We start from the raw sequence: 26,195 nt of genomic DNA on the forward strand, positions 1-26,195 counted from the left end.
CTGCATCCCCGCTTTCGAGACCGACCCATCGTGAAATACCTCAGCACCCGCGGCGACAAGGCCGAACGCCACTTCAGCGACATCCTCCTCGAGGGGCTGGCCCCGGACGGCGGCCTGTACCTGCCGATCTCGTATCCGCAGGTCGACGCCGCGACCCTCGCGCGCTGGCGCGGCCTGTCCTACGCGGATCTGGCGATCGAGATCCTGTCGCTCTACATCGACGACGTGCCCGCCGCGGACCTGCGCGCGCTGGTCGGCCGCACCTACACCGAGGCCGTCTTCGGCACGCCGCAGATCACGCCGCTCAAGCCGCTGGCGCCGAACCTCGCGCTGGTGGCCCTGTCCAACGGCCCGACGCTGGCCTTCAAGGACATGGCGATGCAGCTGCTGGGCCAGCTGTTCGAGTACGAGTTGAAGCGCCGCGGCGAGACGCTCAACATCCTCGGCGCGACCTCCGGCGATACCGGCAGCGCCGCCGAGTACGCGATGCGCGGCAAGGCCGGCATCCAGGTCTTCATGCTCAGCCCGCACGGCCGCATGAGCCCCTTCCAGCAGGCGCAGATGTTCAGCCTGCAGGAGCCCAACATCCACAACCTGGCGCTGCAGGGCGTGTTCGACGACTGCCAGGACATCGTCAAGGCCGTCTCCAACGACCTCGAGTTCAAGCGCAAGTACCGCATCGGCACGGTCAACTCGATCAACTGGGCGCGGCTGCTGGCGCAGGTCGTCTACTACTTCGCCGCCTACTTCCAGGCGACGACGAGCGACACGGCGCGTGTCAGCTTCACCGTGCCCTCGGGCAACTTCGGCAACGTCTGCGCGGGCCACGTGGCGCGCCAGATGGGCCTGCCCATCGAGCAACTGGTCGTCGCGACCAACGAGAACGACGTGCTGGACGAGTTCTTCCGCACCGGCGTCTACCGTCCGCGCGGCGCCGAGCGCACGCTGGAGACCTCCAGCCCCTCGATGGACATCTCCAAGGCCAGCAACTTCGAGCGCTTCGTGTTCGACCTGCTGGATCGCGACGCGGCCCGCGTGAAGCGCCTGTTCGGCGAGGAGCTGGCCTCCAAGGGCTTCTTCGAGATCACACCCGAGGAGCGCGCCCGCATGTCCGAGCGTTACGGCTTCGTCTCGGGCCGCAGCACGCACGAGGACCGGGTGAAGACCATTCAGCTCTGCCACCAGCGCTATGGCGTGGTCATCGACACGCACACGGCCGACGGCCTGAAGGTGGCGCTGGAGACGCGCCGCGAGGGCGTGCCCATGCTGGTGCTGGAGACGGCGCTGCCGGCCAAGTTCGCCGCCACCATCGAGGAGGCGCTGGGCATCGTCCCGCCGCGTCCGGCGGCGCTGGCCGACCTCGAGGACCGACCCAAGCGCGTGACCGTGCTGCCGGTGTCGGTGGATCTGGTGAAGCAATTCCTGGTCGACCATGTCTGACGAGAAGAAGCCCGCCGCGCCGGTGCGCGCGCCCATGCTGCCGATGGACGAGGCGGTCGAGCGGCTGCTGTCGCAGGTGGTGTCGCTGGGTCGCACGGAGTCGGTGACGACGGCGCTGGCGCGCGGTCGTGTGCTGGCGCGCGACCTGATGTCGCCGCTGGACGTGCCGCCCTACGACAACAGCGCGATGGACGGCTATGCGATGCGCGCGGCCGATGTCGCTGCCGCGGGGGGCGAGGGCGCGGTGCTGCCGCTGTCCCAGCGCATCCCGGCCGGCACCGTGCCGACGCCGCTGCAGCCCGGCACGGCGGCGCGCATCTTCACCGGCGCGACGGTGCCGGAGGGCGCCGACTCGGTGCTGATGCAGGAGATGTGCGAGGCCGTCCCCGACGCCGCGGGCGGGCTGGGGCAGGTCCGCATCCTCGGGCCGCTGGTCGAGGGCCTGCACATCCGCCGCCGGGGCGAGGACCTGCGCGTCGGCCAGGTCGTGATCCCCGCCGGCGCGCGCCTGAACGCCGCCTCGCTGGGCCTGGCCGCGACGGCCGGCGCGGCGACGCTGGAGGTCGCGGCGCGGCCGCGCGTGGCGCTGTTCTCCACCGGCGACGAGCTGGTGCTGCCGGGCCAACCCCTGGGCCCGGGGCAGATCTACAACTCCAACCGCACGACGCTGCATGCGTTGCTGCTGGCCATGGGCTGCGAGGTGCGGGACCTGGGCATCGTCCCGGACTCGCTCGAAGCGACCCGCGCCGCGCTGCGCGAGGCGGCCAAGGACGCGGACCTGATCCTGAGCTCGGGCGGCGTGTCCGTCGGCGAGGAGGACCACCTCAAGCCCGCGCTGGAGCGCGAAGGCCGCCTGGACCTGTGGCAGATCGCGATCAAGCCGGGCAAGCCGCTGGCCTTCGGCGAAGTCACCAGCGTCGGTGGCCGCACCTGGTACATGGGCCTGCCCGGCAATCCGGTGTCCAGCTTCGTGACCTTCCTGCTGTTCGTGCGGCCGGTGCTGCTGCGGATGCAGGGCGCGACGCAGCTCTCGACGCGCGGCTATCAACTGCCGGCGGAGTTCACCTGGACCAAGGCCGACAAGCGCCGCGAGTTCCTGCGTGCGCGGGTGACGGAGACGGGGGGGCTGGCGCTGTTCGGCAACCAGAGCTCGGGCGTGATGAGCTCGGCCGCCTGGGCCGACGGCCTGATCGACCTGGCGCCCGGCGCGACGGTGGAGCCGGGTCAGCTGCTGCGCTTCCTTCCCTTCAACGACCTGTTCTGACGACTGAAGAGCTGTACCGACATGACGATCACCGTCCGCTATTTCGCCTCGCTGCGCGAGGCCCTCGGAACCGACGAGCGCATCGAGCATCACGCGGGCGCGACGCTGGGGTCGATCCGCGATGCCCTGATCGCGAAGGACGCGGCGCACGCCGAGGCGCTCGCCCGGGGCCGCGCCATCCGCTGCGCGGTGGATCAGCAGATCCAGCCGGAGGACACGCCGGTCAAGGACGGATCGGAAGTGGCGTTCTTTCCGCCGGTGACGGGCGGGTGACCTGCCGCTGATGGCTGGCACGCGATGGCGTGCCAGGTCTTGCCCGATCGACGAGGCCCTCGCGAAAGCGGGCGCTCGTCGTGGCTGACGGGCTCCCCGTCGAACAAGCCCCGCGGATTCCAGTGAGTCGAACCGCCATCCGTGTCGGTCATGAGTCCAGGTCGTGCAAGATGTTCTGATTGGCGGATTCCGTCGCGCGGAACATGCTGTGGCATGATCTGCTCATTCGCCTGTGCCGACACCGAGGCACTGTTCCTCAGCCGAGCGGTGCCTCGCTTCATGCGCATTGAGCGAGTAGCGAGACGAAAGCTGCTGATGCTCAGCGCGGCGACGGTGCTGGGGGCGCTGAAGGTTCCGCCCGGCAACCGCCTCGAGGCCCTGCTCGGAGACAGGAAGGGACAGCACAGCATCCGGATCAATGATCAGTGGCGCATCTGCTTCGCCTGGCGGCCCGATGGTCCGCATGACGTCGAGATCGTCGACTATCACTAGGACTCTTATGGCGACGTTGCTCGACGAGATTCACCCCGGGGAGATCCTCCTCGAGGAGTTCATGAAGCCCATGAAGCTGACTGCGAGGCAGTTGGCGGCCGATATCGATGTGCCGCCGAGCCGGGTGAGCGATCTGGTGAACGGCCAGCGTCCCGTGACCGTGGATACGGCCATGCGCCTCGGATTGTTCTTCGGCATGGACCCGAGGTTCTGGCTCAACCTCCAGGCGGAGTACGACATCCGCGTCGCGACGCGTGAACTCAGGCCGCTGCTGGAGTCGAGGATTCGTGTCTATCAGCCCGTGCCGCTCACTCCTTGAAATAGACCATCTGATGCGTCGAGGCCAGCATCTGGCCCTCGTCGCTCCAGACCTCGGCCGTCTGGTCGAAGTAGCCGTTGCGGAAGTTGAGCGCCTTGGCCGTCGCGAGCACGTGGCGGTCGCCCTGTTGCGCGAGCATGGCCGTGTCGGCGTGGAAGTAGGTCGACAGCGTCACCGTGCCGATTGGCGCGGGACGGCGGCGGCGGATGAAGATCCGCGGGAAGAAGCAATCGCAGATCGCCGCGAGGGAGGGGAAGTCCATCGGCCGAGGCGGCTCGTCGCGGACCCAGAAGCGGCTCGTCGAGTGCGACTGCTCCTCACCGTTGAACGGGCCCGGCGCGTAGCCCGGCAGGAAGCGCATGTCGTAGCGCGACACCCAGGCCGGCGAGCCCGCCGTGGGCAGACGCCTGAGCTCGGAAGCCGGTGGCACGTCCGGCGGCAGTGCGGCCTCCTGCGCCGACCAGGTGTCGCGGCGCTGCGCGAAGACGGCGCTGCCGGTGGCGGCCACCTCGCCGTTCTGCGTCAGCGCCAGCACCCAGTGCTGGGTCGAACGGTTCGTGCGAGCGGGGCGGGCGTCGATCTCGAAGGCGCCGTCGGCGAGGGCGCTCGCGAAGTTGACGGTCAGCGCGATCGGCTCGCCGATGCGCTCCGGATGCAGCAGCACCGCGTTGAGCATCGCCGCGCTGGTCGTGCCGCCGAAGGGGCCGACCATGTTGGCGTAGGCCGGCGTCGTCGCGCCGGCGAAGCGGTGGCCACCGGCGGGCGCCAGCAGGATGGCCTGATCGAGGTCGTGAGGCATGGGCGGCTCATGGCGAATGAAGATCCGCCGATTCTGGGCAAGGCCGACGCCCGGCGCTGTCACGTCGAGGACCGATGGACTGGAGACTCGTCTCTAGACGCACGCGTGGACAGCGATGGGGTCCCGCGCGTCGGGCTCAGCGCGTGCGCGGACCCGCCGACGAGCGTGCCGCCTTGAGCAGCCGCGCCGCCACCATCTCGCCCTGCGTGAACGCCTCCTCGAAGACCGAGTAGCCCGCCAGGTCCGCATGCGCGACATGCAGTCGACCTTGCGCCTGCTCGCGCAGCGCCGTCAGCGCCGGCGAGCCGCGCAGGCCCGGATGCGGGATGCTCATCGCGTGGCCGTAGCGCATCAGCTCGACGCGCTGCAGCCGCTCCGGGAGGTCCGGGTGCAGGGGCGCCATGTCGGCCAGCACGCGCGCGGCCCAGGCGCGCCAGTCGTCCTGGAGCAGGTCCTTGCGTTGCGACTCGCGCAGCGCGCGGTAGGCGGTCAGCACCATCGGACCGCGGCTCGGGTCGAGCGATTGCTGGTTCGCGTTGACGTAGCCCAGCGACTCGCCCCCGTAGACCACGTTGTCCCAGGACAGCGGCGCTCCCAGCCGCTCCAGCGGATCCGTGTCCAGCAGCAGGTTCGCGACCAGCCACGGGGCGTAGCGCATGCCCGACGCGGCGTCGATGAGCGCCGCGGGCGGCTGCTCCACCAGGCGCGACGCGATGAACAGCGGCATCGCGAGCACCACCTGGTCCGCCTCCCAGCGCTCGGCGATCTGCTCGCGGTCGTTCCAGACCAGCACCGACACGCCGTGCCGTTCCTCGCGCACGCGCAGCGCCGTGTGACCGCCATGGAAGGCCTCGGCCAGCGGCGCGGCCAGGCGCTCGGACAGCCAGCCATTGCCTTGCGGCCAGGTGAGCACGGCCTCGCGCTCCTCGCCGCTCATGAAGCCGTGGCGGCTGCCGAAGTAGTGCAGCCCGGCCCAGGCCGAGACCTGCGACGCGTCCGCGCCATAGTCGTCGCGGCAGCAGTAGTCCAGGTACCAGCGCAAGGGGGCCGCGTCCAGGCCGTGCTCGTCCAGCCAGGAGGCGAAGGTCCGCGCGTCCAGCGCCTGATGCGCGGGCGTCCAGGCATGACGCGGCGTCGGCATCGAGAACCCGACCTCGTGGCGCGCCTGCTCGACCCGCTCGCCGAAGCGGCGGTACTGGGCGAGCACCTCGGGTGACTCCGCGGGCGGCAGCAGGCCGTCGACCCACTGGTCGTGCCACCAGAGCCGCTCCTGCGGGCTGTGACAGAGCCAGCGTTCCTCGTAGACCCAGCGGCCCGCCTCGTGGCGCGCGAGCCCGAGGTCCTCGAGCAGCGCCTGCACCTCGACGGCCTCGGGATTGGGCGTGGGCAGGTAGTGCGCGCCGAGCGGGCAACGCAGGCCCTCGCCGAGCTCGGGGCCCGCGCCGATGCGATGCCCGCGGCTGTTGCCGCCGGGCCGGTCCTCCAGGTCCAGCAGGGCGACGTCCACGCCGCTCAGGCGCAAGCGGCGCGCGCAGGCCAGGCCCGCGATGCCGGCGCCCAGCACCAGCACCTGCGCCCGCTTGGGCGTGTCCTTCGCCGCGGCCCAGACGGGCAGGGCGCCGCGCAGGCGATGGCCGCGTTCCCAGGCCGCGCCGGTCCAGCCGCCGGGCAGCTCGGCCACGCGGGCGGCGAGGCGATCGGCGACCGGGCGCGCATCGCGGCCGCAGGCCGAGAGCAGCGGCAGCAGCGACAACGCCAGCAGGTCGCGGCGCTTCAATGCAGCTTGCCCCATTCGCGCTCGAACTCGTGCACCAGCACCTGGTTGGACAGCCGATTCACTTCCAGCCCCTCGGGCCGCGCCATGTCCGGCGGGAAGTTCATCAGCGACGGGATGCCGGCGATCGTCAGGAAACGCAGGCCGGGCGGCAGCTGACGGGGCATCGACCAGGGCCGGCGGCTGGCCAGCACATAGCCCCATTCGCCGAAGCTCGGCACATGGGCGTGGTACGGCGTGGCGATCAGACCGACCGATTCCACCGTGTTCACCACGGTCCAGTAGGCGCGCGGCGCCACCAGCGGCGAGGTCGCCTGGATCACCGCGTAGCCGGACGCGGCCAGGTGCTGGTCCATCAGCTTGTAGAAGCTGGCCGTGTAGAGCTTGCCCAGCGCGAAATTGCTGGGATCGGGGAAGTCGATGACGATGACGTCGAAGGTCTGGTCCGTGGTCTCCAGCCAGCCGAAGGCGTCGGTGTTGACGATCTTGAGCTTGGGGCTGAGCAGCGCATCCTGGTTCAGCTGGCGCAGCAGCGGCATGGTCCCGAACAGCCGCGTCATGTGCGGATCGAGCTCGACCAGCGTGACATGCTCGACCGAGGGATAGCGCAGGATCTCGCGCACGGCCATGCCGTCGCCGCCGCCCAGCACCAGCACGTTGCGCGGCGCGCCTTGCGCGGCCATCGCGGGATGGACCAGGGCCTCGTGATAGCGGTACTCGTCGCGCGAGTGGAACTGCAGGTTGCCGTTCAGGAAGAGCCGCGTGCCGGCCGCGCCTTGCGTGACGACGATGCGCTGGTAGTCGCTGCTTTCCTTGAACACGATGTGCTCGCCGTAGAAGCGGTCCTCGGCCCAGGTGCTGAGGCGGTCCGCGCCGGCCATGGCCACCACCAGCACGAGCACGCTGCCCGCGCAGGCCAGCGCGTGCGAGCGCCAGGCGCGCAGCTCCGGCCGGAACAGCCACAGCGCCCACACCGCGACCGCGACGTTCAGCAGGCCGAAGAACAGGCCCGTGCGCACCAGACCGAGGTTGGGTACCAGCAGCAGCGGGAAGGCGACGGCGACCAGCAGCGCGCCCAGGTAGTCGAAGGTCAGCACCTGCGAGACCAGTTCCTTGAGCGCGTAGCGCTGCTTGAAGTGGCGCTTGAGGATGCGCATCACCAGCGGGATCTCGAGCCCGACCAGCGTGCCCACCAGCAGTACCAGCCCGTAGAGCAGGATGCGGAAGGCGCCGACCTGGGAGGGGGGCAGCAGGCTGTGCGCGGTGAACAGCGCCGCGGGCATCAGCCCGCCGACGACACCGACGAGCAACTCCAGCCGCAGGAAGTGCGCGACCAGTTGCCGGTCGATGTAGCGCGACAGCCAGGACCCCAGGCCCATCGCGAAGAGGTAGCTGCCGATGATGGTCGAGAACTGCAGGACCGAGTCGCCGAGCAGGTAGCTGGCGAGCGCGCCCGCGGCGAGCTCGTAGACCAGGCCGCAGGCCGCGATGACGAAGACGCTGGTCAGCAGCAGGACCTCGGGCAGCGAGGTGCGGCCCGGGTCGTGGGCGCCGCCGTCGTGGGGCGACGGGGGGGCGATGTGGGGTTCGGACATGGGGCGCGAGGCTATCACGCGCCAGGGCGGGCGAAGGGCACCCGAGAGGGTGAGATCCGCCCCGCGGGATCACATCCCGGTGATCTTCTTCTGCAGCGCCTTGTACTGGTCCAGGCGGGGGCCGCCGAGCGCCACCGCGCGCTCGATCGCGAGCGAGGCCTTGTAGCGCATGCCTTGCTCCATCAGCACCTGCGCCAGGTTGTTCCAGCCGTCCGGAATGTCCGGCCGCACGTCGGTCAGGCGGGCATAGGCCTTGACCGCGGCACGGCGGTCCTTGGCGGCATAGGCGGTGTTGCCGGCGCCCATCAGCAGCACCGGCTCGCCGGGCCAGCGCGTCAGCGCGGACGCATAGCCCTTGCGGGCCGCCGGCGCGTTCAGGCGCTCCAGCGCGGCCAGCGCCGCGCCGGCCTGCGCGCCATCCAGCGAGGCGGGCAACTGGTCCAGCGGCATGGTCGTCATGGCCCAGTGCTCGCCCCGGGCCCAGGTGCGCTCGAAGACGGCCAGTTCCACTTCCTGCCGTTCGGTCGTGCCGCTGTGCAGCAGGATCGTGCGGCGCTCGCGGTCGTAGCCCACGGCCACGGCGTAGTGCCACACCGGCGCGATGTCCAGCGACAGGTTCTGGAACACGACCACCGGGTGACCCGCCGCGACTTCCGTCAGCAGCGCGTCCAGCCGCGGCGGCAGCACGTAGGCCGGCAGACCCTGGCGGCGCGTGGCCACCAGCATCTCGGTCTGCAGCGAGCCCTTGCGGCCAGGCAGGAAGACCTGCGGCTTGAGCTGCTCGATCGTGGCCGGGCGGCCCGCCGAGCGCAGCAGCATCGCCAGCGCGGCCGGGCCGCATTCGTAGTCGTCCTGCGCGATGAAGGGCGTGCGCGAGGACAGGTCCGCGCGCGGCGGCAACTGGGCCGGCCACTGCGACTCCAGCGCGCTGACCTGCGGGGGCATGCTCGCGCAGCCGCCCAGCAGCAGGGTCGTCGCGACCGTCAGCGCCAGCAGCGCCGACGACGCGGACGATCGACGCGGGAGGCCGAAGGAGCGGACCGCGGCGCGCATGTCGACCTCAGCGGATCGAACGGGTGAACGGGAAGACCTTGGTGAAGCCGAGGATGTCGGTCACCAGCAGGATGACGAAGACGGTGAAGATGATGCCCAGCACCTCGCCGCCGGCCGGGGCCTGCGCGATGCGGCCGTCCAGGGCGCGGATCTCGTCGTCGGACATGGCGTCCACGCGGGCCTGCGCGGCGGCGCCGTCCACGCCTTCCTTCACCATCGCGCGGCGCACGTCGTCGCGGGCGAAGAAGGCGTTGACGCGGGCGCGGCTGTCGGCGATGTCACCGGTGGCCTGCGGCTGGACCAGCGCGTCCGTCGGGACGACCTGGGCGCTGGCGTGCATCGGCACGGCCATCAGCGAGCACGACGCGATCAGCGCCGAGGCGATCGTGCGCTGGGTCAGGGAAGGACGGGAGGCTTGTGGTTCGCGGTTCATCGGAGGACCTTGGAAGGAAGATTGGTGAAATCCTAGGTCCCCGCCCGCCGCTGTTACAAGTTCGATTACCGGGCGTCACATCGGATGCAACTCCGCTTCCCGAACACGCGAGCGGAACGTGTTAAGGCGGCGTCAGGGTTCGCAGCGGGCGCCGCTGGCGCTGCGCAGGATCCAGTGGTCGGTCTTGCGCGAGAGCAGCGCGGTCGAGGCGACCGTGCCCAGGCCACAGGTGGACGGATCGACCTGGGCGAACTGGGTCAGCTCGGCGGTGTCCGCGTCGCGCCAGCGCAGGAAGCGGAAGCTGATGGCGTTCTGCTCCGGCGTGGGTTGGAAGCGGTAGCGCTGGACCAGCCGGCCGTCCTCCAGGCTCCAGAGAACGACGCCGCTGAACTCCGCGCCGCTGGACGCATGCGTGACGATCAGGTGGCGGCCGTCCGGCGAGGGGTGGACGTTCCCATGCATCGCGTAGCGCGTGCCGTCCGCGCGCGAGATCCACAGCAGCTCGCTGCCGGCCAGCGTGGTCGCGCGCACGACGTAGAAGCCGCGGTCCGGCGAGAGGCCGTCGAAGCGGTAGTCGACGTAGGGGATGGCGCTGTCGATGGGATCGGGGCGCAGGCTGTCGAGCACCACCGGGCGGCCCTTGGCGACGGGCATCCACAGCCGCAGCGACTCGCGCCGCACGGGGAGGGCGAGACGGCGCAGCACGTCGCTCTCGGCCTGGGCGCGGAACTCCTCGTCGGAGCCCGCCTCGGCGGCCGGGACGGTGTCGCGCGCGGTGGCGACGTCGGGCGCGATGAGCTCGCCGCGCGGGGCGATCCCCATCGCGCGGACCGGCGTCGCGGGGCTGGGCATCGTGCTGGCGACGGCGGTTGCGCCGATGCCGACGACCCAGGGCGACAGCGCCAGCAGCAACGCCGCATGGACGCGGCGGGCAGGGGGGAGGGACGAGGCAGACATCGAACGCGGGACGGACGCCGGGAGCGGTGGAGGCGCGGCAGTCTAGAAGCGCTCTGTGCGGTGGTCCACCCAGGGTTACCTGCGGTGACAACACCTGACCCCACGACCCGTCGGATCGTGAAGTCGGTCACGCTGGATGGGCGGTGACGTCTGGAGGGTCAGGTCTTGCAGCGGAGGGCGGTCAGCTCCTTGAGCGTCCAGCGGTCGCCGTCGCGGACCAGCGCCGCCAGCGATTCGCCGGTGCCGCCGCCGCAGGTGCTGCCGTCGATGACCAGGCGCTCGAGCTCGACCGTGCGGTTGTCCTTCCAGCGCATGACGCGATAGAAGCCGGACTGGGCGCCCTCGGGCTCGAGCCGGAAGCGCTCGACCAGCCGGCCGGCGCTGCGTTCCCACACGATGATGCCGTTGAAGTCGCGGGCGGCGGAGCCGTGGGCCATCACCAGCAGGCTGCCGTCCGGCGAGGCCTGCGGCCGCCCGTGGACCGCGTAGCGGGTGCCGTCCTGGCGCGAGACCCAGTAGACGTCCGAGCCTTCGTAGAAGGTGACGCTGACGACGTAGAACTCCCGGTCCGGCGACAAGCCGTCGAAGCGGTAGTCCTGGTAGTTCTCGCCACTGGCGTCGGTGGTGGCGCCGATGACGCTGTCGAAGACCACGGGCCGGCCCGTCGCGGTGGGCAGGATCAAGCGCGCGCCGGCGCGCTTGATCGGCAGGGCGCTGCGGCGCAGCGCGTCGGCCTCGGCCTTGGCGCGGAAGGCCTCGTCGGAACCTTCCTCGGGTGCCGCGCCGCTGGCGGCCGGCGGCAGCCCCGCGGTGAAGTCGCCCTTGGGCGCGACCGCCGTCGGCTTGGGGCCGGGCGGCGGCGTGTAGGGCCGCTGCTGGGCGAGTGCCGTTTCCGTCGTCAGGAGCGAGAGGCAGGCGACCACGCCCAGCCCCAGGCCGCTCCGGAGGCCACGCGCGGCCGTTCGCAGGACGCGGGGGGCGCGGATGGCACGGGCGCTCACGAGGCGGGCGGCGGGTCGGCGCATCGGATCAGCCGTGGATCGCCGCGGCGACGATCTGGCCGATGGAGATGCACATCGCCGCGACCACGACGGCCAGGGCCATGTTCTTGTGCTCGACGATCTCCTCCCACAGTTTGTAGGGGGTGAGCTTGTCGATGATGATGAAGCTGATCCAGAAGACCAGCACGCCGATCACGGCGTAGAGGATGGAGCCCAGCACGATGCTCGGCTTGAGCCAGTCGAATCCGTCCATGTCGCTCTCCTGAGAATTCCGTTCGATGCCTGATCTGTCGCCGTCCGTCGTCGCCCCCGACGGGGCGGATCGCCGGCCACTGTAAGCGGCCGGGGCGGGACGGCGGGCCTGGGGCGCGGCCTACTTGTGGCCGCCGCCTCCGCTGCTGTAGCCGCCGTAGGAGCCGCCGCTGGAGCCGACGTAACCGACCCCGCTGCCGCGGCTGCTGCGCTTGCACTGCTGGTACTCGGCGCTGCTCTCGCCGTAGGTGTCCTTGTAGCGCTGGCAGTCGTCGCTGCTGCAGGCCTTCACCAGCGCGACGATCACCACCAGCACCACCAGCGCGATGATGAAGTTGCGGATGATCTTGCCCTGGTCCATGCCGGACGAGACGTCGCGCGCCAGCGCCGGCATCTGGTCCTCGGGCAGCGAGAAGAAGCGGCGGACTTCCGCCGCCTCGACCGCCCGGCCGTGACTCCAGGTGACCTCGTTGCCGGTCTGCTCGCTGCTGAGCAGCTCCAGCCGGTTGCCGTTGCGCCATTCGAAGTCACGGACCAGCGCGCGTTCCTCGCGCTTGACGCGCCAGTAGAACTCGCCCAGGACGTAGGTGACCTTGGCGGTGTAGGTCCACTTCTTCTTGAAGGGCTTGTCCTGGTAGCTGACCACGCCACTGCCGGACACCGAGGGCGCGCCGGTCATCGGACGGACGATGCTCCAGCCATCCTCGGTGTCGACCAGGAAGCAGAAGCCTTCCATGCGGTTGAACAGCAGGTACTCGCGCCAGAAGGTCTGCTCGTCCTCGGCGGTCTCGGGGAGGTCGCAGCGCTCCATGTAGCCGACGACCTGCCACTCCTTGGGGGTTCCGCCGCTGACGGCCAGCAGGCCGGTCGTGCCCAGCGGGATCTGGGGCGGCGTGCCGTTGGTCTGGCGGTAGGCGGCCAGATCCGAGCCCGCGCCCTGGGAAATGTCGACCACCGACTGGCACTGGGCGCAGACGATGGATTGCGTGGTCTCGAGCTTGGGCTCCAGCGAGGCGCCGCAGTTGGGGCAGGGGATGGCCTTGGATTGCAGCGTCGCGCCGCTGGCCTCGCGCAGCCCCGTCAGCGACAGATCCGCGAGCGCGACGGCGCGCCCCACCGACCAGGTCGGCTGGCTGGGGTCGCCGTACTCAAGCGTCCCGACCTCGTTCTGCGTGTTGCGCAGGTCGACGATGGGATAGCTGGAGGCCATCCGCGGCGGGTGCGGCAGCTCGCCCTGCGCGGCGGCGATGGTGGCGTCGACGATGGACGCGACCTGCCAGGCCGAGCCGGCCAGGAACTGCATGCCGGCGGGGCGCAGGGAGGCGGGATCGGGCGCTCGCTCGGTGAGCGGGGCCTCGAAGCTGACGACGAAGCTGCCGTTGTCCTCGGCCAGCCAGCCGCTGCGGGGCGGCTGATCGGCGTTGGCGTCGAACAGGATGTGCCACTCGTTCCAGCTGCCGTCGGCATAGGCCATCTGCAGCCGGCCGACCACAACGAAGGACGCGCCCGCGTAACGGCCGGCGGCGCCGATCTGCAGCGGGGAGTAGTCCTCGAAGAGCTCGGCGCTGGTGCCGATCTTGCGGAGCGTGTCACCGTCACGCAGCAGCGTGGAGCGGCAATAGCTGCAGACCGCGCTGGCGGAGGCGGCGGAGGCGAACTCGACGGGCGCACCGCAATTGGGGCAGTGCGCCTGCCAGCGGCGCTGGGGAGACGGGGTAGCCAATCAGGTTCCGGAATCGGTCAGGTCAGCGATCAGTGAAACGGCGAAGGGACGGTGGCCCGAGCCTGAGCTCGGGCCCGGTCAGGCTCAGGCCAGCTTCTTCAGCAGCTCGGCCTTCTTGGCGGCGAATTCCTCGTCGGTCAGGATGCCCTTGGCCTTGAGGTCGCCGAGCTTCTCCAGCAGCAGCAGGACCTCGTCGGCGCCCTGGCTGGCGGGCTGCGGTTGAGGGACCGGCTGCTGGGCGGCCTGAGCGGCCGCGTTGGCGCCGGTCAGCCCGGCCTGCAGTTGCTGGGCCATGGTCTGGCCGAGCGCCAGACCGGCGCCCAGCCCCATTGCGTCGCCGGCGATGCCGGAGCCGCCGCCGGAGCCCACGCCTTCGGCGAGCTTGGGGATGGCCTGGGCGGTCTGGTACTGCATGAACTGGCCCATGTTCTGGCCGATCATGCCCATGCCGATCTTCTGGTCGAGGATCTTCTGCAGTTCCTCGGGCAGCGAGACGTTCTGCAGGGTGACCATCTCGAGCTTGAGGCCGAGCGCGTCGAAGGCGGGCTGGGTCGCTTCCTGCAGGGCCTTCGCGAACTCGACCTGATTGGCGGCGAGGTCGAGGAAGGGGATGCCGGACTGGGCGACGGCGTCGCTGATGTGCTGGAGCATCAGGCCGCGGAGCTGGCCGTCGAGCTCGGTGACGGTGTAGCGCTCGCGGGTGCCGGAGATCTCGGTGTGGAACTTCTTCGGATCGACGATGCGATAGCTGTAGTTGCCGAAGGCGCGCAGGCGCACGGCACCGAAGTCCTTGTCGCGGATGGTGACGGGCTGGGTGGTGCCCCAGCGCTGGTCGACCTGCTGACGGGTGGAGAAGAAGTAGACGTCGCTCTTGAAGGGGGATTCGAAGAGCTTGTCCCAGTTCTTGAGATAGGTGAGGACCGGCAGGGTCTGCGTGGTCAGCTTGTACATGCCGGGTCCGAAGACGTCGGCGACCTTGCCTTCGTTGATGAAGACGGCCATCTGGGATTCACGGACCGTGAGGGAGCCGCCGTACTGGATCTCGAAGTCCTGCATCGGGAACCGGTAGGCCAGGACGCCGTTGTCGTCCTCGGTCCACTGGATGATGTCTATGAACTGTTTCTTGATGAAGTCCATCAGGCCCATGGCGCTGCTCCACGAAATGGCACGGTCCAACTCGACCGTCGGCGGGGAGTATCCCTCAGGGCGTCAAGGACGAAGGTCACCCTCAGGGGGGAGGTTCCACGGATGGTTCGGCGCGAAATGGGGCCTTGGACGTCGGCGGAGCGGACTCCGGTATCGTGCGGCGCGGTGATCGCGAGATCGAGGGGCCGAGGCCGTCTTGATCGGGCAGGTCATCCGCAGAACTGAGCCGAATGAGCCTAGGGAGACGAAGATGAACGCATTGATCACCGGTGGCCTGCTGGCCATCGCCTGCCTGGCCGCGCCCGTCATGGCGGCTCAGACCGAGCCGTCGCCGCTTGTCGGCGAATGGGCGCTGGACGTCGCCACCTTGCCGATGCCGCCCGAGGTCCGGCCCAAGCGCGTCGCCCTTGAGTTCCGCGACGCCGCGGAGGGCAAGTGGTCGACCAAGGTCGAGATCATCGATGCGCAGGGCCAGCGGCTGTTCTCCGAGTCGACGATCCCGCTGGACGGCTCGCCCGGGCGCGCGACGGGGACCTACTTCGTCGACGTCGTCGCCGCGAAGATGCCGTCTCCCAGCGTGTTGGTGATGCAGTTCGTCTTCGAGGGCATCCCGCGCTCGACGCGTGTGTTCTCAGTCAGTGCCGACGGCAAGGTGCTGACGGAAACCGAGACCTTCTTCCTCAAGGACGGCACGCCGAAGATGAGGACGGCGCATTTCACGCGGGCTGCCGCGAAGGCCGAAGTCCCCGGGAAGTGACGCGAAGCCGGGGCTGTCCCTGTGCCGAAGCCGGCCTCAAGCTCTCGGCCGGCACACGTCGACGACCAGCCCCCTGAGCCACCGATGCCCCGCATCGCGCTCCGTCCTCGGATGCCACATCTGGGAGATCGTGATGGGCTCGGTTTCCACCGGTAGCGGGACGGCGCGCAGCGCGCCGAGTTCGTGGTCCTGGACGAAGTAGGACGCGGGGACCAGGGCCACCAGGTCCGTATGCGCCGCGATCGACAAGGCGGCGCGGAAGCTCGGCACCACGACGGCGACCTTGCGCGCCAGACCCATCGCCGCGAGCGCCCCGTCCACCGGCCCCGTGCGGCGGCCGCGCCGCGAGGTCACCACGTGTCCGAAGGCGGCGTAGCGCTCGGCGCTGCACTCGCCTTCGTCCATCAGCGGATGCCCCTTCCTCACCGCCGCGACGTAGCGGTCCCGGTACAGCGTCTGCAGCCGGACCTCCGGGCCGGTCTCGCCGAGCACGCCGATGTCCAGGTCGATCAGCCCCTCCCGCAGCGGGCGGATGTCCTTGTCCGGCTTGGGGGCGAAGCGCAGGCACACGCCCGGGGCTTCGGCCGCGGCGCGCTGCACGAGCGTCGGACCGAAGGCCTCGATGAAGCCGTCGTTGGCGCGCAGCGTGAAGCTGCGCTGCACCGTCCGCAGGTCCCAGCCGGCGCCGGCCGGCTGCAGCACCGCGCGGGCGCCTTGCGCCAGGTCGCGGACCTGGTCCCGCAGCGCGAGCGCATGCGGCGTGGGCACCATCGTGCGGCCTGCGCGCACGAGCAGCGGATCGCCGGTGGCCTCGCGCAGGCGGGCCAGGGTGCGGCTCATGGCCGACTCGGAGAGGTGCAGCCGCTCGGCGGCGCGAGCGACGCTGCCCTCGGCGAGCAGCGCGTCCAGCGCGGTCAGCAGATTCAGATCGATGTCGTCGGCCATCCGGCGACGCTAGCACGAGGGAGGCCGTGCGGATGGCGTGCCGTGCAGGGACTCCTTGCGCGCCACGCTCTGGCCCCGACGCCCCTCGGCTCCTATGCTGATCGCACCACCTCCCGAGACCGCAGTACCGATGTCCTCAGCCACTTCCACGTCCCCCGATCCCGCCGCGCTATCGCACACGGGGGCGACTGTCGCGCCCACCGTGACCCCCGAAGCGTCGCCCGCCGCCGCGACGCTGAACCTGGCGACCACTACGTCGTCCTCGGCCGAGCCCGACGGCGTGCCGCTGCCGCGGCGCTACGCGGCGGTGGCGGCCATCCTCGGCGCGCTGGTGCTGGTCGTGCTGGACGGCGCGATCGCCAATGTCGCGCTGCCCAACATCGCGCAGCGCCTGGACGCGTCACCGGCCGACACGGTCTGGGTCGTGACCGCCTATCAGCTGGTCGTTGTGATGTTCCTGCTGCCGGCCTCGGCGCTGGGCGAGAAGCTCGGCTATCGGCGCGTCTTCATGAGCGGCGTCGCGTTGTTCACCCTGGCCTCGGCGCTCTGCGCGATGGCGCCGTCGCTGCCGTGGCTCGTCGCGGGGCGGTGCCTGCAGGGCCTGGGCAGCGCGGCGGTGATGCCGCTCGGCCTGGCGCTGCTGCGATTCACCTATCCGAAGCGGATGCTCGGCCAGGCCATCGCCTACAACGCGCTGACGGTGGCGGCGGCGTCCGCGGCCGGTCCGGCGGTCGGCGCGGCCATCCTGTCGGTGGCGAGCTGGCCCTGGCTCTTCGCGGTGAACCTGCCGGTGGGCCTGCTGGTGCTGCTGGCCGCGCGCGGACTGCCGCGCACGCCGGGCTCCAACCGGCCGCTGGACCTCTGGAGCGTCGCCCTCAACGCGGGCATGTTCGCGACCTTCGTGCTCGGCGGCGACCGCGTGCTCGAGCATCCGGTGGAGGGCGGGGCGCTGCTGATCGCGGCCGTGATCTGCCTGACCCTGCTCGTGCGTCGGGAGCTGCCGCGCGCGGCGCCGCTGATTCCGCTGGACCTGCTGCGCTCGGCCCCGTTCCGGATGTCGATCATCGCGTCGGTGTGCTGCTTCACGGGCCAGATGGCGAGCTACGTCGCGCTGCCGTTCTACATGCATCACGTGCTCGGACTGAGCGTGCTCGAGACCGGTCTGCTGATGACGCCCTGGCCGCTCGCCGTGATGGCGGCCGCGCCGATGGCGGGCCGGCTCGCGGACCGCATCTCGACGGCGAAGCTCTGCGCCGCGGGCGCCGGGCTGCTGGCGACCGGCTTGGCGCTCTGCGCGGTCTGGCCGATGCAGACGGATCCCAAGCTGCTGCTGGTGGTGTTCACCCTGCTCGCGGGCCTGGGCTTCGGGTTCTTCCAGACACCCAACAACCGCAACATGCTGATGTCCGCGCCCAAGGAGCGCAGCGGCGCGGCCGGGGGTGCCCAGGGCGTGGCGCGCCTCACGGGACAGACCGTCGGGAGCTTGCTGATGGGGCTGCTCTTTGCGTGGCTGCCGGCCTCGAAGGCCTCGCACCTGGGCCTGGGCATGGCGGCGGGCTTCGCGCTGATCGCCGGGCTGGTCAGCCTGGGGCGCGGCGAGACCCACCACCGCAAGTGATCACCGCGCCTTGACGATGCCCCGATAGAGCAGGGCGGTCGCGGCCAGGCCGACGGCGGCGGCGCCGCTCATCCAGAGACCGGGGGCGGCCTTGTCGCCGGTGGTCTGGATCAGCCAGGTGGAGACCAGCGGCGTGAAGCCGCCGAAGATCGCCGTGGCCAGGCTGTAGGCCAGCGAGAAGCCCGTCGTGCGGACCTCCACCGGCATGATCTCCGTGAGCGCGACGATGGTGGCGGCGTTGTAGCTGGCGTAGAGGAAGGACAGCCAGAGCTCGACGGCCAGCATGCGCTCGAAGGACGGCGCCTGGACCAGCCAGGACATCGCCGGATAGGCGGTCAGCAGCGTGAGCAGGCTGAAGACCACGAGCAGCGGCCAGCGGCCGATGCGGTCGGACACCGCGCCCATCACCGGCAGCCACACGAAGTTGGACAGGCCGACGCAGAAGGTCACCAGCAGCGCGCTGGTGGCGGACAGGTGCAGGACGGACTTGCCGAAGGTCGGGGTGTAGACGGTGATCAGGTAGAAGGACACCGTGGTCATGACCACCAGCATCATCCCCGCGCCCACCAGCGCCCAGTTGCGCAGCATGGAGGCGACGATCTCCCCGATCGACGGATGATGCTTGCGGGCGAGGAAGGATTCGGTCTCGGTCAGCGAGCGACGGATCTGGAACACGAAGGGCAGGATCAGCGAGCCGATCAGGAAGGGGATGCGCCAGGCCCATTCGCTGATCTGGGCGGTCGTGAACCACTGGCTGATGCCGTAGCCCAGCGCCGCGGCGACCATGATGGCGGCCTGCTGGCTGGCGGATTGCCAGCTCACGTAGAAGCCCTTGCGGCCGGGTGTGGCCATCTCCGCCAGGTAGACGGACACGCCGCCCAGCTCGACGCCGGCCGAGAAGCCCTGCAGCAGGCGGCCGATCAGCACAAGCACGGGCGCCAGCACGCCGATGGTCGCGTAGGCCGGCGTGAAGGCGATCAGCACGGTGCCGCAGGCCATGATGGCGAGCGTCAGGATCAGGCCCTTGCGGCGACCGATCTTGTCGATGTAGGCGCCCAGGATGATCGCGCCCAGCGGGCGCATCAGAAAACCGGCGCCGAAGGTCACGAAGGTGAGCATGAGCGAGAGGTACTCGCTGTCGCTGGGGAAAAAGGTCTGCGCGATGTAGGTCGCGTAGAAGCCGTAGAGAAAGAAGTCGAACATCTCCAGGAAGTTGCCACTGGTCACGCGGAGCACCGCGCCGAGCGCGGCCCTGCGGGGCATCCTGGGGGGCGGGGAAGGCGGGGCGGACGCAGTCAGGACGGTCATGGCAGTCTCCGGAATCGGTTTTATCTTGCGCGGCATCATGCTTTCCCGGCAAAGTTGCGAGAAGTGCAAAGAACGGAACGATTGATGCGCCATGAGAATCAATTTTGACCTGGGTGAACTGGCGGCCTTCGTCGCGGTGGCGGAGCGGATGAACTTCCGGGCGGCGTCGGAGGCGCTGTTCATCTCGCCCTCGGCGCTGAGCCGGCGCATCGACCGGATCGAGGAAGCGCTGGGCGTGCGGCTCTTCGACCGCACGACGCGGCGGGTGAGCCTGACCGAGGACGGCGAGCAGTTCCTGACCCATGCGAGCGAGGCGCTGGCCGCGCTGCAGAACGCGATCTCCGACGTGGGCGACCGGGCGGAGCGCCGGGCGGGGCTGGTGACCGTGGCCTGCATCCCCTCGGTGGCGAATCACCTGCTGCCCGAGGTGCTGGCGCAGTTCGCCCAGTTGCACCCGGACACGCGGATCAAGATGCTGGACCACAGCGCGCCACAGGTGCTCAAGGCCGTGGTGGAGAAACAGGCCGACTTCGGCGTCAACTTCCTCGGCGCGCAGGAGCCGTCGATCGACTTCGCCGCCATCGTGAAGGAGCGCTACGTGCTGGTGGTGCCGGCGCGCCATGGACTCGCGAAGTTGCGATCGGTGGGGTGGGAGGAGTTCGTCGGCGAGCGCTTCATCTCGCTGGCGGCGGACAGCGGCAACCGGATGCTGCTGGACAACGCGGTCGCGCAGGCCAAGGGCCGGCCGGCGACGCACGTCGAGGTGAATCACGTGGAAGGCGCGCTGGCGCTGGTCCGGGCCGGACTGGGCGTCAGCGCGATTCCGCGGCTCGCGCTGACGGGCACCTCGTCGAAGGACCTGGTGGGCGTGCCGCTGACCCGGCCGCTGGTGAGCCGGACGCTCGGGCTGATCACGCGCAAGGGGCATCGGCTTTCAGCGCAAGCCGAGGAGCTGGCGAAGCTGCTCGTGCAGGCGCTCAAGATGGCCGGCGCGGCGCAGGAGGCGACGCCGAAGGCCGGTCGAAGGGGTTGATGCGTGCCAAGCAATAAATGTTCAGAACGTTGCACTGGACGCATCGGAGAGGTGACCTCAAGATTCAGGCACCTTGATTCCGGACCTCCCCATGCAACGCCAGTCCTCGCTCCTTCGCCGTCGTTTCGTCCTTTCTGCCGTCATGGCCGCGGCGATCTCCACCGCGCCGCTGGCGCAAGCCGCCGATCGCCTCGTCGCGGTCTCCTCGGGCGGCTTCGCCGAGGCCTTCAAGGAGCTGGCCGTCCGCTACGAGAAGGACACGCCCGGCGTGACCGTGGATCGGCAGTTCGGACCCTCCATGGGGGAGACGAAGCAGGCGATCCCGGCGCGGCTCGCCCGCGGGGAGCCGCTGGACGTCCTGATCATGGTCGGACCGGCCTTGGACAAGCTGATCGAACAAGGGCTGGTCGACGGGGCGACGAAGGTGGTCCTCGCCGATTCATACATCGCCTGCGCGGTGCCGGCGGGCGCGGCAGCGCCGGAGCTGGGCACGGTCGACCAGGTCAAGGCCGCCTTCCTGAGCGCCCCGTCGATCGCCTGGTCGGACAGCGCGAGCGGTGAGTACATCCAGAACGTGCTGCTGAAGCGGCTCGGCATCGAGGCCGAGGTGAAGGCGAAGGGCCGGCAGATCCCGGCCACGCCGGTGGGCGAGATCGTGGCCTCCCGCCAGGCCGCCTTCGGCTGCCAGCAGCGCAGCGAACTCCAACCGGTGAAGGGCATCCGCATCGTGGGCGAGCTGCCGGCGGAGCTCCAGAAGATCACGCCCTACGCGGCCGGCATCGTCGCCTCCAGCCGGCATCGCGCCCAGGCTGAGGCGTTCATCCGATATCTGGCGTCCGGCGGGAGTGCCGAGACGCTGACGCGCAGCGGGTTGCATGCCAGGACCCGGTGATCGTCGACAGATGATTCGCGGGAATGGAAAGGGCCGCTCACCGAGCGGCCCTTCCTCATGCGGCGTCCAGCGGACTCACTGCTTGCGGCGACGCACCGCGGCGAGACCTGCCACGGCGATGCCGAGCAGCGCGAGCGAACCCGGCTCCGGGACGTTCGCGACGGCCATGGACGTCAGGCGCAGCTGGTCGCCCGTCTCGGCGGCGGTGCGGATGGTGAAGATCGCATTGCCACCCGGTGCGGAGGCACTGCCGCAGGCGGCGCTGATGGCGCACCAGTTGAAATCGTTGAAGCCGATCTGGCCCACCAGATCCAAGGCCAGGTTCAGGGGCTGCGAAACGTTCAGCACCCAACCGTTCGGCGCAGCGCCGAAGTCGCTCAACTGGAAGGTCCCATTGCCGCCGGCGGCGCCGTTGACGGTGATCTGGAAGGCCGTGATGCCGAGCGCCGCCGGCGACACGTTGCCCACGTTCGTCGCGTGAGTGAACGAGTCGGACTCCAGCGTGATGAAGCCCGTGGCCACGGCTTCGTTGCCGAACGACAGGCCGGAGTACGACAGGTTGAACGTGACCGGCGAGGCCTGAGCCGAGCCCAGGGCCAGGGCCAGGCCGGCGGCGGCCAGCGATTTGACGAGGCGGGTCGTGATCATGATGTTTCCTCCTTGATGAAGCTGGTGGCCATAGCAAGACGCTTGCCACCCTTCTGAATCAAGGGGTTGCGCGATGTCCCTGACCGAGGTGTCAAGACTCCCGACTCCACACTTTCACGGATGCCGGGCATCTTTATGGAATCTTGATACCGACCCGCGGAGCTTCTACAACCCCTTGATCCGCTGATTCTTAGAGTCCATCCATCCCATCCCGCCCTCACTCGAGAGGGCATGGGTTTTCAAACATGGATGCACTCTTTCTCGGATTGAGCGTCGTCTTGTTCCTCGTCGCGGTCGGTCTGGCAGTCGCCAGCGACCGGTTGGGGAGCAAGCAATGAGCGCGCTCTACTGGTTGACCGGCCTGCTCTCCGCGGGCCTGTTCGTCTATCTCCTGATCGCGCTCTGGCGCGCCGAGGAGTTCTGACATGACGAACCTCGCCTGGGCCAACCTGGCCCTCTACCTCGTCGTCACGCTGCTGCTCGCGTGGCCGCTCTCCCGCTGGATCACCGCGCTCGCCCAAGGCCGGATCCCTCGCTGGCTCGCCGCCATCGAGCGTCCGATCTTCCGCCTCTGCGGCATCAAGGCCGACGAGGGCATGGGCTGGAAGCAGTACGCCATCGGCCTGCTGATCTTCAACTTCATCGGCGTCATCGCCGTCTACGCCCTGCAGCGCCTGCAAGGCGTGCTGCCGCTCAACCCGGCAGGGATGGCCGCGGTCTCACCCGACTCGGCCTTCAACACCGCCATCAGCTTCGTCGCCAACACCAACTGGCAGGGCTACGGCGGCGAGTCGACGATGAGCTACCTGACCCAGATGCTCGCGCTGACGGTGCAGAACTTCCTGTCCGCCGCCACCGGCATCGCCGTCGTCTTCGCGCTGATCCGCGGCTTCGCCACGCGCCTGTCCGGCCACGTCGGCAACTTCTGGGCCGACGTGACGCGCTGCACCCTGTGGCTGCTGCTGCCGCTGTCCTTCCTCCTCGCGGTCGTCTTCGTCCAGCAAGGCGTGATCCAGAACTTCGACGGCTACAAGACCTTCCAGACCGTCGAGGCCCAGGACTTCCAGACGCCCAAGCTCGGCGCCGACGGCCAGCCCGTCAAGGACGACAAGGGCCAGCCCGTCATGGAGAACCAGCGCACCCAGGAGCAGACGCTCGCCATGGGTCCGGTCGCCTCGCAGGAGTCGATCAAGATGCTGGGCACCAACGGTGGCGGCTTCTTCAACGCCAACTCGGCCCATCCGTACGAGAACCCGACCCCGCTCAGCAACCTGCTGCAGATGGTCGCGATCTTCGTGATCCCGGCCGCGCTGTGCCTGAGCTTCGGTCAGCTCGTCGGCGACCGCCGGCAGGGCGCCGCGATCCTGGCCGCGATGAGCGTGATGTTCATCGTCGGCGTGCTGATCGCCACGCCCGCCGAGCAGGCCGGCAATCCGCTGGTCGCCGCGCAGGGCGTCGACATCCAGGCCACCGAGCTCCAGGCCGGCGGGAACATGGAGGGGAAGGAGACCCGCTTCGGCATCGGCGCCAGCTCGCTCTTCGCGGTCATCACCACGGCCGCCTCCTGCGGCGCGGTCAACGCGATGCACGACAGCTTCACCCCCATCGGCGGCGCCGTGCCGCTGGTGATGATGCAGCTGGGCGAGGTGGTCTTCGGCGGCGTCGGCACCGGCCTGTACGGGATGCTGATCTTCGCGATCCTGGCTGTCTTCATCGCCGGCTTGATGATCGGCCGCACGCCCGAGTACCTCGGCAAGAAGATCGAGCCCTTCGAGATGAAGATGAGCGCCGTCGCCATCCTCGTCACGCCCATCGTCGTGCTGGCGGGCACCGCCATCGCGGTCCTGGCGGGCGACGGCAAGGCCGGTATCGCCAACCCCGGCGCCCACGGCTTCAGCGAGATCCTCTACGCCTTCACCTCGGCCGCCAACAACAACGGCAGCGCCTTCGCCGGCCTGTCCGCCAACACGCCCTTCTACAACACGATGCTCGGCATCGCGATGTGGCTCGGCCGCTTCCTGGTCATCGTCCCCGTGCTGGCCATCGCCGGCAGCCTGGCCGCCAAGAAGCGCATCCCCGTCGGCGAGGGCACGCTGCCCACCCACGGCCCCCTGTTCGTCGTGCTGCTCATCGGCACCGTCCTCCTGGTCGGCCTGCTGAACTACGTGCCCGCGCTCGCGCTCGGCCCCGTCGTCGAGCACCTGATGCTCTGGAAGTAAAGCTTCGGAGCCCGTCATGACCAATCAACTCAAGACCCTTCACACCTCGGTGCCGGCCTCGGCCCGCACCGAGGTCCTCGGCGGCGTCAAGGCCACCGGTCCCGCGCCCCAGGGCCCTCAAGGTCCGCAAGGCCAGGACCCGCAGACGCCCCGCGCCAACGCCCGCACCGGACTCTGGGATCCCGCGCTGATGAAGCCCGCGATCGTCCAGTCCTTCGCCAAGCTCGCCCCCGCGGTGCAGCTGCGCAACCCGGTGATGTTCGTCGTCTACGCCGGCAGCATCCTGACCACCGGCCTGTGGCTGGCCAGCTTCTCCAAGCCGGAACTCGCCGGCGCCGAGGGCCCCGGCTTCATGCTGGCGATCGCGCTGTGGCTGTGGTTCACCGTGCTCTTCGCCAACTTCGCGGAAGCGCTGGCCGAGGGCCGCTCCAAGGCGCAGGCCGCGTCGCTGCGCGGCCTCAAGGCCAAGACCTGGGCCAAGAAGCTGGAGCAGCCGCGCCACGGCTCGTCCTGGCATCCGGTCAGCTCGGAAGAGCTGCGCAAGGGCCACGTCGTGCTGGTCGAGGCCGGCGACCTGGTCCCGCTGGACGGGGAGGTCATCGAGGGCGTCGCCTCGGTCGACGAGAGCGCCATCACCGGTGAATCCGCGCCCGTGATCCGCGAGTCCGGCGGCGACTTCTCCGCCGTCACCGGCGGCACCCGCGTGCTGTCGGACTGGGTGGTCGTGCGCATCGCCGTGAATCCGGGCGAGGCCTTCCTCGACCGCATGATCGCGATGGTCGAGAGCGCCAAGCGCCAGAAGACGCCCAACGAGATCGCGCTGACCATCCTGCTGGTCGCGCTGACCCTGGTCTTCCTGGTCGTCACGGTGACGCTGCTGCCGTACTCACTGTTCAGCGTGGAAGCGGCCGGCGCCGGCACCGTGGTGTCCATCACCGCGCTGGTGTCGCTGCTGGTCTGCCTGATCCCCACGACCATCGGCGGGCTGCTGTCCGCCATCGGCGTGGCCGGCATGAGCCGCCTGATGCAGGCCAACGTGATCGCGACCTCGGGCCGCGCCGTGGAAGCCGCCGGCGACGTCGACGTGCTGATGCTGGACAAGACCGGCACCATCACGCTGGGCAACCGCCAGGCCTCGGCCTTCCTGCCCGCGCCCAACCTGCAGGAGCAGGTCCTGGCCGACGCCGCGCAACTGGCCTCGCTGGCCGACGAGACGCCCGAGGGCCGCAGCATCGTGGTGCTGGCCAAGCAGCGCTTCAACCTGCGCGAGCGCGAGCTGGCCACGCTGCAAGCCCACTTCGTCCCGTTCACAGCCCAGACCCGCATGAGCGGCGTCGACTTCGGCGATGTCGACTCGCCCAAGCGCCAGCTGCGCAAGGGCGCGGTCGATGCGATCCGCCGCTTCGTCGAGCTGCATGGCGGCCAGATGCCGGCCCAGGTCACCGCGGTGGCCGAGGAAGTCGCGCGCCGCGGCTCCACGCCGCTGGTGGTGGCCGATCTCAATGAAGGCCAGGCCCGCGTGCTGGGCGTGGTCGAGCTCAAGGACATCGTCAAGGGCGGCATCAAGGAGCGCTTCGCGCAGCTGCGCAAGATGGGCATCCGCACGGTGATGATCACCGGCGACAACCGCCTCACCGCCGCCGCGATCGCGGCCGAGGCTGGCGTCGACGACTTCCTCGCCGAAGCCACGCCCGAGGCCAAGCTCAAGCTGATCCGCGATTACCAGGGCGAAGGCCGCCTGGTGGCGATGACCGGCGACGGCACCAACGACGCGCCCGCGCTCGCGCAGGCCGACGTGGCGGTGGCGATGGCCAGCGGCACGCAGGCCGCAAAGGAGGCCGGCAACATGGTCGACCTGGACTCCAATCCGACCAAGCTGCTGGAGATCGTCGAGACCGGCAAACAGCTCCTGATGACGCGCGGATCGCTGACGACCTTCTCGATCGCGAACGACGTGGCGAAGTACTTCGCCATCATCCCGGCGATGTTCCTGGGCGTGTATCCGCAACTGGCCGCGCTCAACGTGATGGGCCTGCACAGCCCGGCGTCCGCGATCCTGTCGGCGGTGATCTTCAACGCGTTGATCATCGTCGCGCTGATCCCGCTGGCCCTGAAGGGCGTGGCCTACCGGCCCATCGGCGCCGCCGCGCTGCTGCGCCGCAACCTCTGGATCTACGGCCTGGGCGGCCTGATCGTTCCCTTCATCGGCATCAAGGTCATCGACCTGCTGCTGGTCGCGCTGCACCTCGTCTGA

Annotated in this window: 25 protein-coding genes; 12 read left to right on the forward strand and 13 right to left on the reverse strand. The window is 69.7% G+C overall.

What is annotated here, in order from left to right; genetic code table 11:
• The first annotated feature begins 30 nt into the window (after positions 1-30).
• From thrC to MCHT01_RS07090, 5 genes are all read left to right on the forward strand, one after another.
• Positions 31-1,440, forward strand: a complete 1,410-nt coding sequence (thrC, locus tag MCHT01_RS07070; protein WP_067064120.1) for a threonine synthase — start codon at positions 31-33, stop codon at positions 1,438-1,440.
• A complete protein-coding gene (locus tag MCHT01_RS07075; RefSeq protein ID WP_067064123.1) occupies positions 1,433-2,704 on the forward strand; it encodes a molybdopterin molybdotransferase MoeA in 1,272 nt (423 codons plus the stop codon). Before thrC ends, MCHT01_RS07075 begins: the two co-directional genes overlap by 8 nt.
• 21 nt (positions 2,705-2,725) lie before the next feature.
• Entirely contained in the window at positions 2,726-2,977 is a 252-nt protein-coding gene (gene moaD / locus MCHT01_RS07080) for a molybdopterin converting factor subunit 1 (protein WP_067064124.1), read from the forward strand.
• Between the two features lie 213 nt (positions 2,978-3,190).
• Positions 3,191-3,469 carry a type II toxin-antitoxin system RelE/ParE family toxin gene (locus tag MCHT01_RS07085; RefSeq protein WP_067064126.1) on the forward strand — a complete coding sequence of 93 codons (279 nt, stop codon included), beginning with the start codon at positions 3,191-3,193 and terminating at the stop codon, positions 3,467-3,469.
• 7 nt (positions 3,470-3,476) lie between these two features.
• Positions 3,477-3,788 carry a HigA family addiction module antitoxin gene (locus tag MCHT01_RS07090; RefSeq protein WP_067064127.1) on the forward strand — a complete coding sequence of 104 codons (312 nt, stop codon included), beginning with the start codon at positions 3,477-3,479 and terminating at the stop codon, positions 3,786-3,788.
• Here MCHT01_RS07090 and MCHT01_RS07095 read toward each other — a convergent pair.
• From MCHT01_RS07095 to MCHT01_RS07140, 10 genes are all read right to left on the reverse strand, one after another.
• Positions 3,778-4,587 (reverse strand): acyl-CoA thioesterase, encoded by an 810-nt coding sequence (locus MCHT01_RS07095; RefSeq protein WP_067064128.1) that lies wholly within the window; start codon positions 4,585-4,587, stop codon positions 3,778-3,780. The two genes, MCHT01_RS07090 and MCHT01_RS07095, sit on opposite strands and share 11 nt — an antisense overlap.
• Positions 4,588-4,723: 136 nt before the next feature.
• Positions 4,724-6,364: a flavin monoamine oxidase family protein gene (locus MCHT01_RS07100; RefSeq protein ID WP_245643187.1), complete on the reverse strand. Its 1,641-nt coding sequence runs from the start codon at positions 6,362-6,364 to the stop codon at positions 4,724-4,726.
• Positions 6,361-7,956: a polyamine aminopropyltransferase gene (locus tag MCHT01_RS07105; RefSeq protein ID WP_084452102.1), complete on the reverse strand. Its 1,596-nt coding sequence runs from the start codon at positions 7,954-7,956 to the stop codon at positions 6,361-6,363. The genes MCHT01_RS07100 and MCHT01_RS07105 overlap by 4 nt, the downstream gene beginning before the upstream one ends.
• Before the next feature lie 69 nt (positions 7,957-8,025).
• Positions 8,026-9,009 carry a PA2778 family cysteine peptidase gene (locus MCHT01_RS07110; protein ID WP_067064129.1) on the reverse strand — a complete coding sequence of 328 codons (984 nt, stop codon included), beginning with the start codon at positions 9,007-9,009 and terminating at the stop codon, positions 8,026-8,028.
• Positions 9,010-9,016: 7 nt separating this feature from the next.
• Positions 9,017-9,442: a PA2779 family protein gene (locus MCHT01_RS07115; protein WP_067064130.1), complete on the reverse strand. Its 426-nt coding sequence runs from the start codon at positions 9,440-9,442 to the stop codon at positions 9,017-9,019.
• Positions 9,443-9,574: 132 nt separating this feature from the next.
• Positions 9,575-10,399, reverse strand: a complete 825-nt coding sequence (locus MCHT01_RS07120; protein WP_148661432.1) for a hypothetical protein — start codon at positions 10,397-10,399, stop codon at positions 9,575-9,577.
• Between the two features lie 158 nt (positions 10,400-10,557).
• On the reverse strand, positions 10,558-11,400 hold the full coding sequence (locus tag MCHT01_RS07125) for a hypothetical protein (protein ID WP_148661433.1): 843 nt from the start codon (positions 11,398-11,400) through the stop codon (positions 10,558-10,560).
• A 28-nt stretch (positions 11,401-11,428) separates the two neighbouring features.
• On the reverse strand, positions 11,429-11,653 hold the full coding sequence (locus MCHT01_RS07130; RefSeq protein WP_067064133.1) for a DUF350 domain-containing protein: 225 nt from the start codon (positions 11,651-11,653) through the stop codon (positions 11,429-11,431).
• Positions 11,654-11,773: 120 nt separating this feature from the next.
• Positions 11,774-13,375 (reverse strand): DUF4178 domain-containing protein, encoded by a 1,602-nt coding sequence (locus tag MCHT01_RS07135; protein WP_067064134.1) that lies wholly within the window; start codon positions 13,373-13,375, stop codon positions 11,774-11,776.
• Between the two features lie 84 nt (positions 13,376-13,459).
• Positions 13,460-14,521 (reverse strand): SPFH domain-containing protein, encoded by a 1,062-nt coding sequence (locus MCHT01_RS07140; RefSeq protein WP_067064135.1) that lies wholly within the window; start codon positions 14,519-14,521, stop codon positions 13,460-13,462.
• A 250-nt stretch (positions 14,522-14,771) separates the two neighbouring features.
• Between MCHT01_RS07140 and MCHT01_RS07145 the strand changes: the two genes are divergently transcribed.
• Complete coding sequence (locus MCHT01_RS07145) at positions 14,772-15,278, forward strand: hypothetical protein (protein WP_218017878.1); 507 nt, start codon at positions 14,772-14,774, stop codon at positions 15,276-15,278.
• Positions 15,279-15,314: 36 nt separating this feature from the next.
• Here the strand turns inward: MCHT01_RS07145 and MCHT01_RS07150 are convergent, their stop codons facing one another.
• Entirely contained in the window at positions 15,315-16,223 is a 909-nt protein-coding gene (locus MCHT01_RS07150; RefSeq protein ID WP_067064136.1) for a LysR family transcriptional regulator, read from the reverse strand.
• Between the two features lie 202 nt (positions 16,224-16,425).
• Between MCHT01_RS07150 and MCHT01_RS07155 the strand changes: the two genes are divergently transcribed.
• Positions 16,426-17,841: an MFS transporter gene (locus tag MCHT01_RS07155; protein WP_245643188.1), complete on the forward strand. Its 1,416-nt coding sequence runs from the start codon at positions 16,426-16,428 to the stop codon at positions 17,839-17,841.
• Here MCHT01_RS07155 and MCHT01_RS07160 read toward each other — a convergent pair whose 3' ends face one another.
• Positions 17,842-19,104 (reverse strand): MFS transporter, encoded by a 1,263-nt coding sequence (locus MCHT01_RS07160; protein ID WP_067064137.1) that lies wholly within the window; start codon positions 19,102-19,104, stop codon positions 17,842-17,844.
• A 136-nt stretch (positions 19,105-19,240) separates the two neighbouring features.
• Here MCHT01_RS07160 and MCHT01_RS07165 point away from each other — a divergent pair, with 136 nt between their 5' ends.
• On the forward strand, positions 19,241-20,182 hold the full coding sequence (locus MCHT01_RS07165) for a LysR family transcriptional regulator (RefSeq protein ID WP_067064138.1): 942 nt from the start codon (positions 19,241-19,243) through the stop codon (positions 20,180-20,182).
• Between the two features lie 91 nt (positions 20,183-20,273).
• On the forward strand, positions 20,274-21,074 hold the full coding sequence (locus tag MCHT01_RS07170; RefSeq protein WP_067064139.1) for a molybdate ABC transporter substrate-binding protein: 801 nt from the start codon (positions 20,274-20,276) through the stop codon (positions 21,072-21,074).
• Between the two features lie 75 nt (positions 21,075-21,149).
• Here MCHT01_RS07170 and MCHT01_RS07175 read toward each other — a convergent pair whose 3' ends face one another.
• On the reverse strand, positions 21,150-21,722 hold the full coding sequence (locus tag MCHT01_RS07175; protein WP_067064140.1) for a PEP-CTERM sorting domain-containing protein: 573 nt from the start codon (positions 21,720-21,722) through the stop codon (positions 21,150-21,152).
• A gap of 334 nt (positions 21,723-22,056) precedes the next feature.
• On the opposite strand from MCHT01_RS07175, the gene kdpF reads away from it, so the two are divergent.
• From kdpF to kdpB, 3 genes are all read left to right on the forward strand, one after another.
• Complete coding sequence (gene kdpF, locus MCHT01_RS07180; protein WP_067064141.1) at positions 22,057-22,146, forward strand: K(+)-transporting ATPase subunit F; 90 nt, start codon at positions 22,057-22,059, stop codon at positions 22,144-22,146.
• A 1-nt stretch (position 22,147) separates the two neighbouring features.
• On the forward strand, positions 22,148-23,941 hold the full coding sequence (gene kdpA / locus MCHT01_RS07185; protein WP_067064142.1) for a potassium-transporting ATPase subunit KdpA: 1,794 nt from the start codon (positions 22,148-22,150) through the stop codon (positions 23,939-23,941).
• 190 nt (positions 23,942-24,131) lie between these two features.
• The gene (kdpB, locus tag MCHT01_RS07190; protein WP_067064356.1) at positions 24,132-26,195 is read left to right on the forward strand and encodes a potassium-transporting ATPase subunit KdpB; all 2,064 of its coding nucleotides are present in this window, start codon (positions 24,132-24,134) and stop codon (positions 26,193-26,195) included.

Origin of the sequence: Mitsuaria chitosanitabida ATCC BAA-476 = NBRC 102408, from assembly GCF_001598255.1 — a bacterium.
Lineage (GTDB): Bacteria > Pseudomonadota > Gammaproteobacteria > Burkholderiales > Burkholderiaceae_C > Roseateles > Roseateles chitosanitabidus.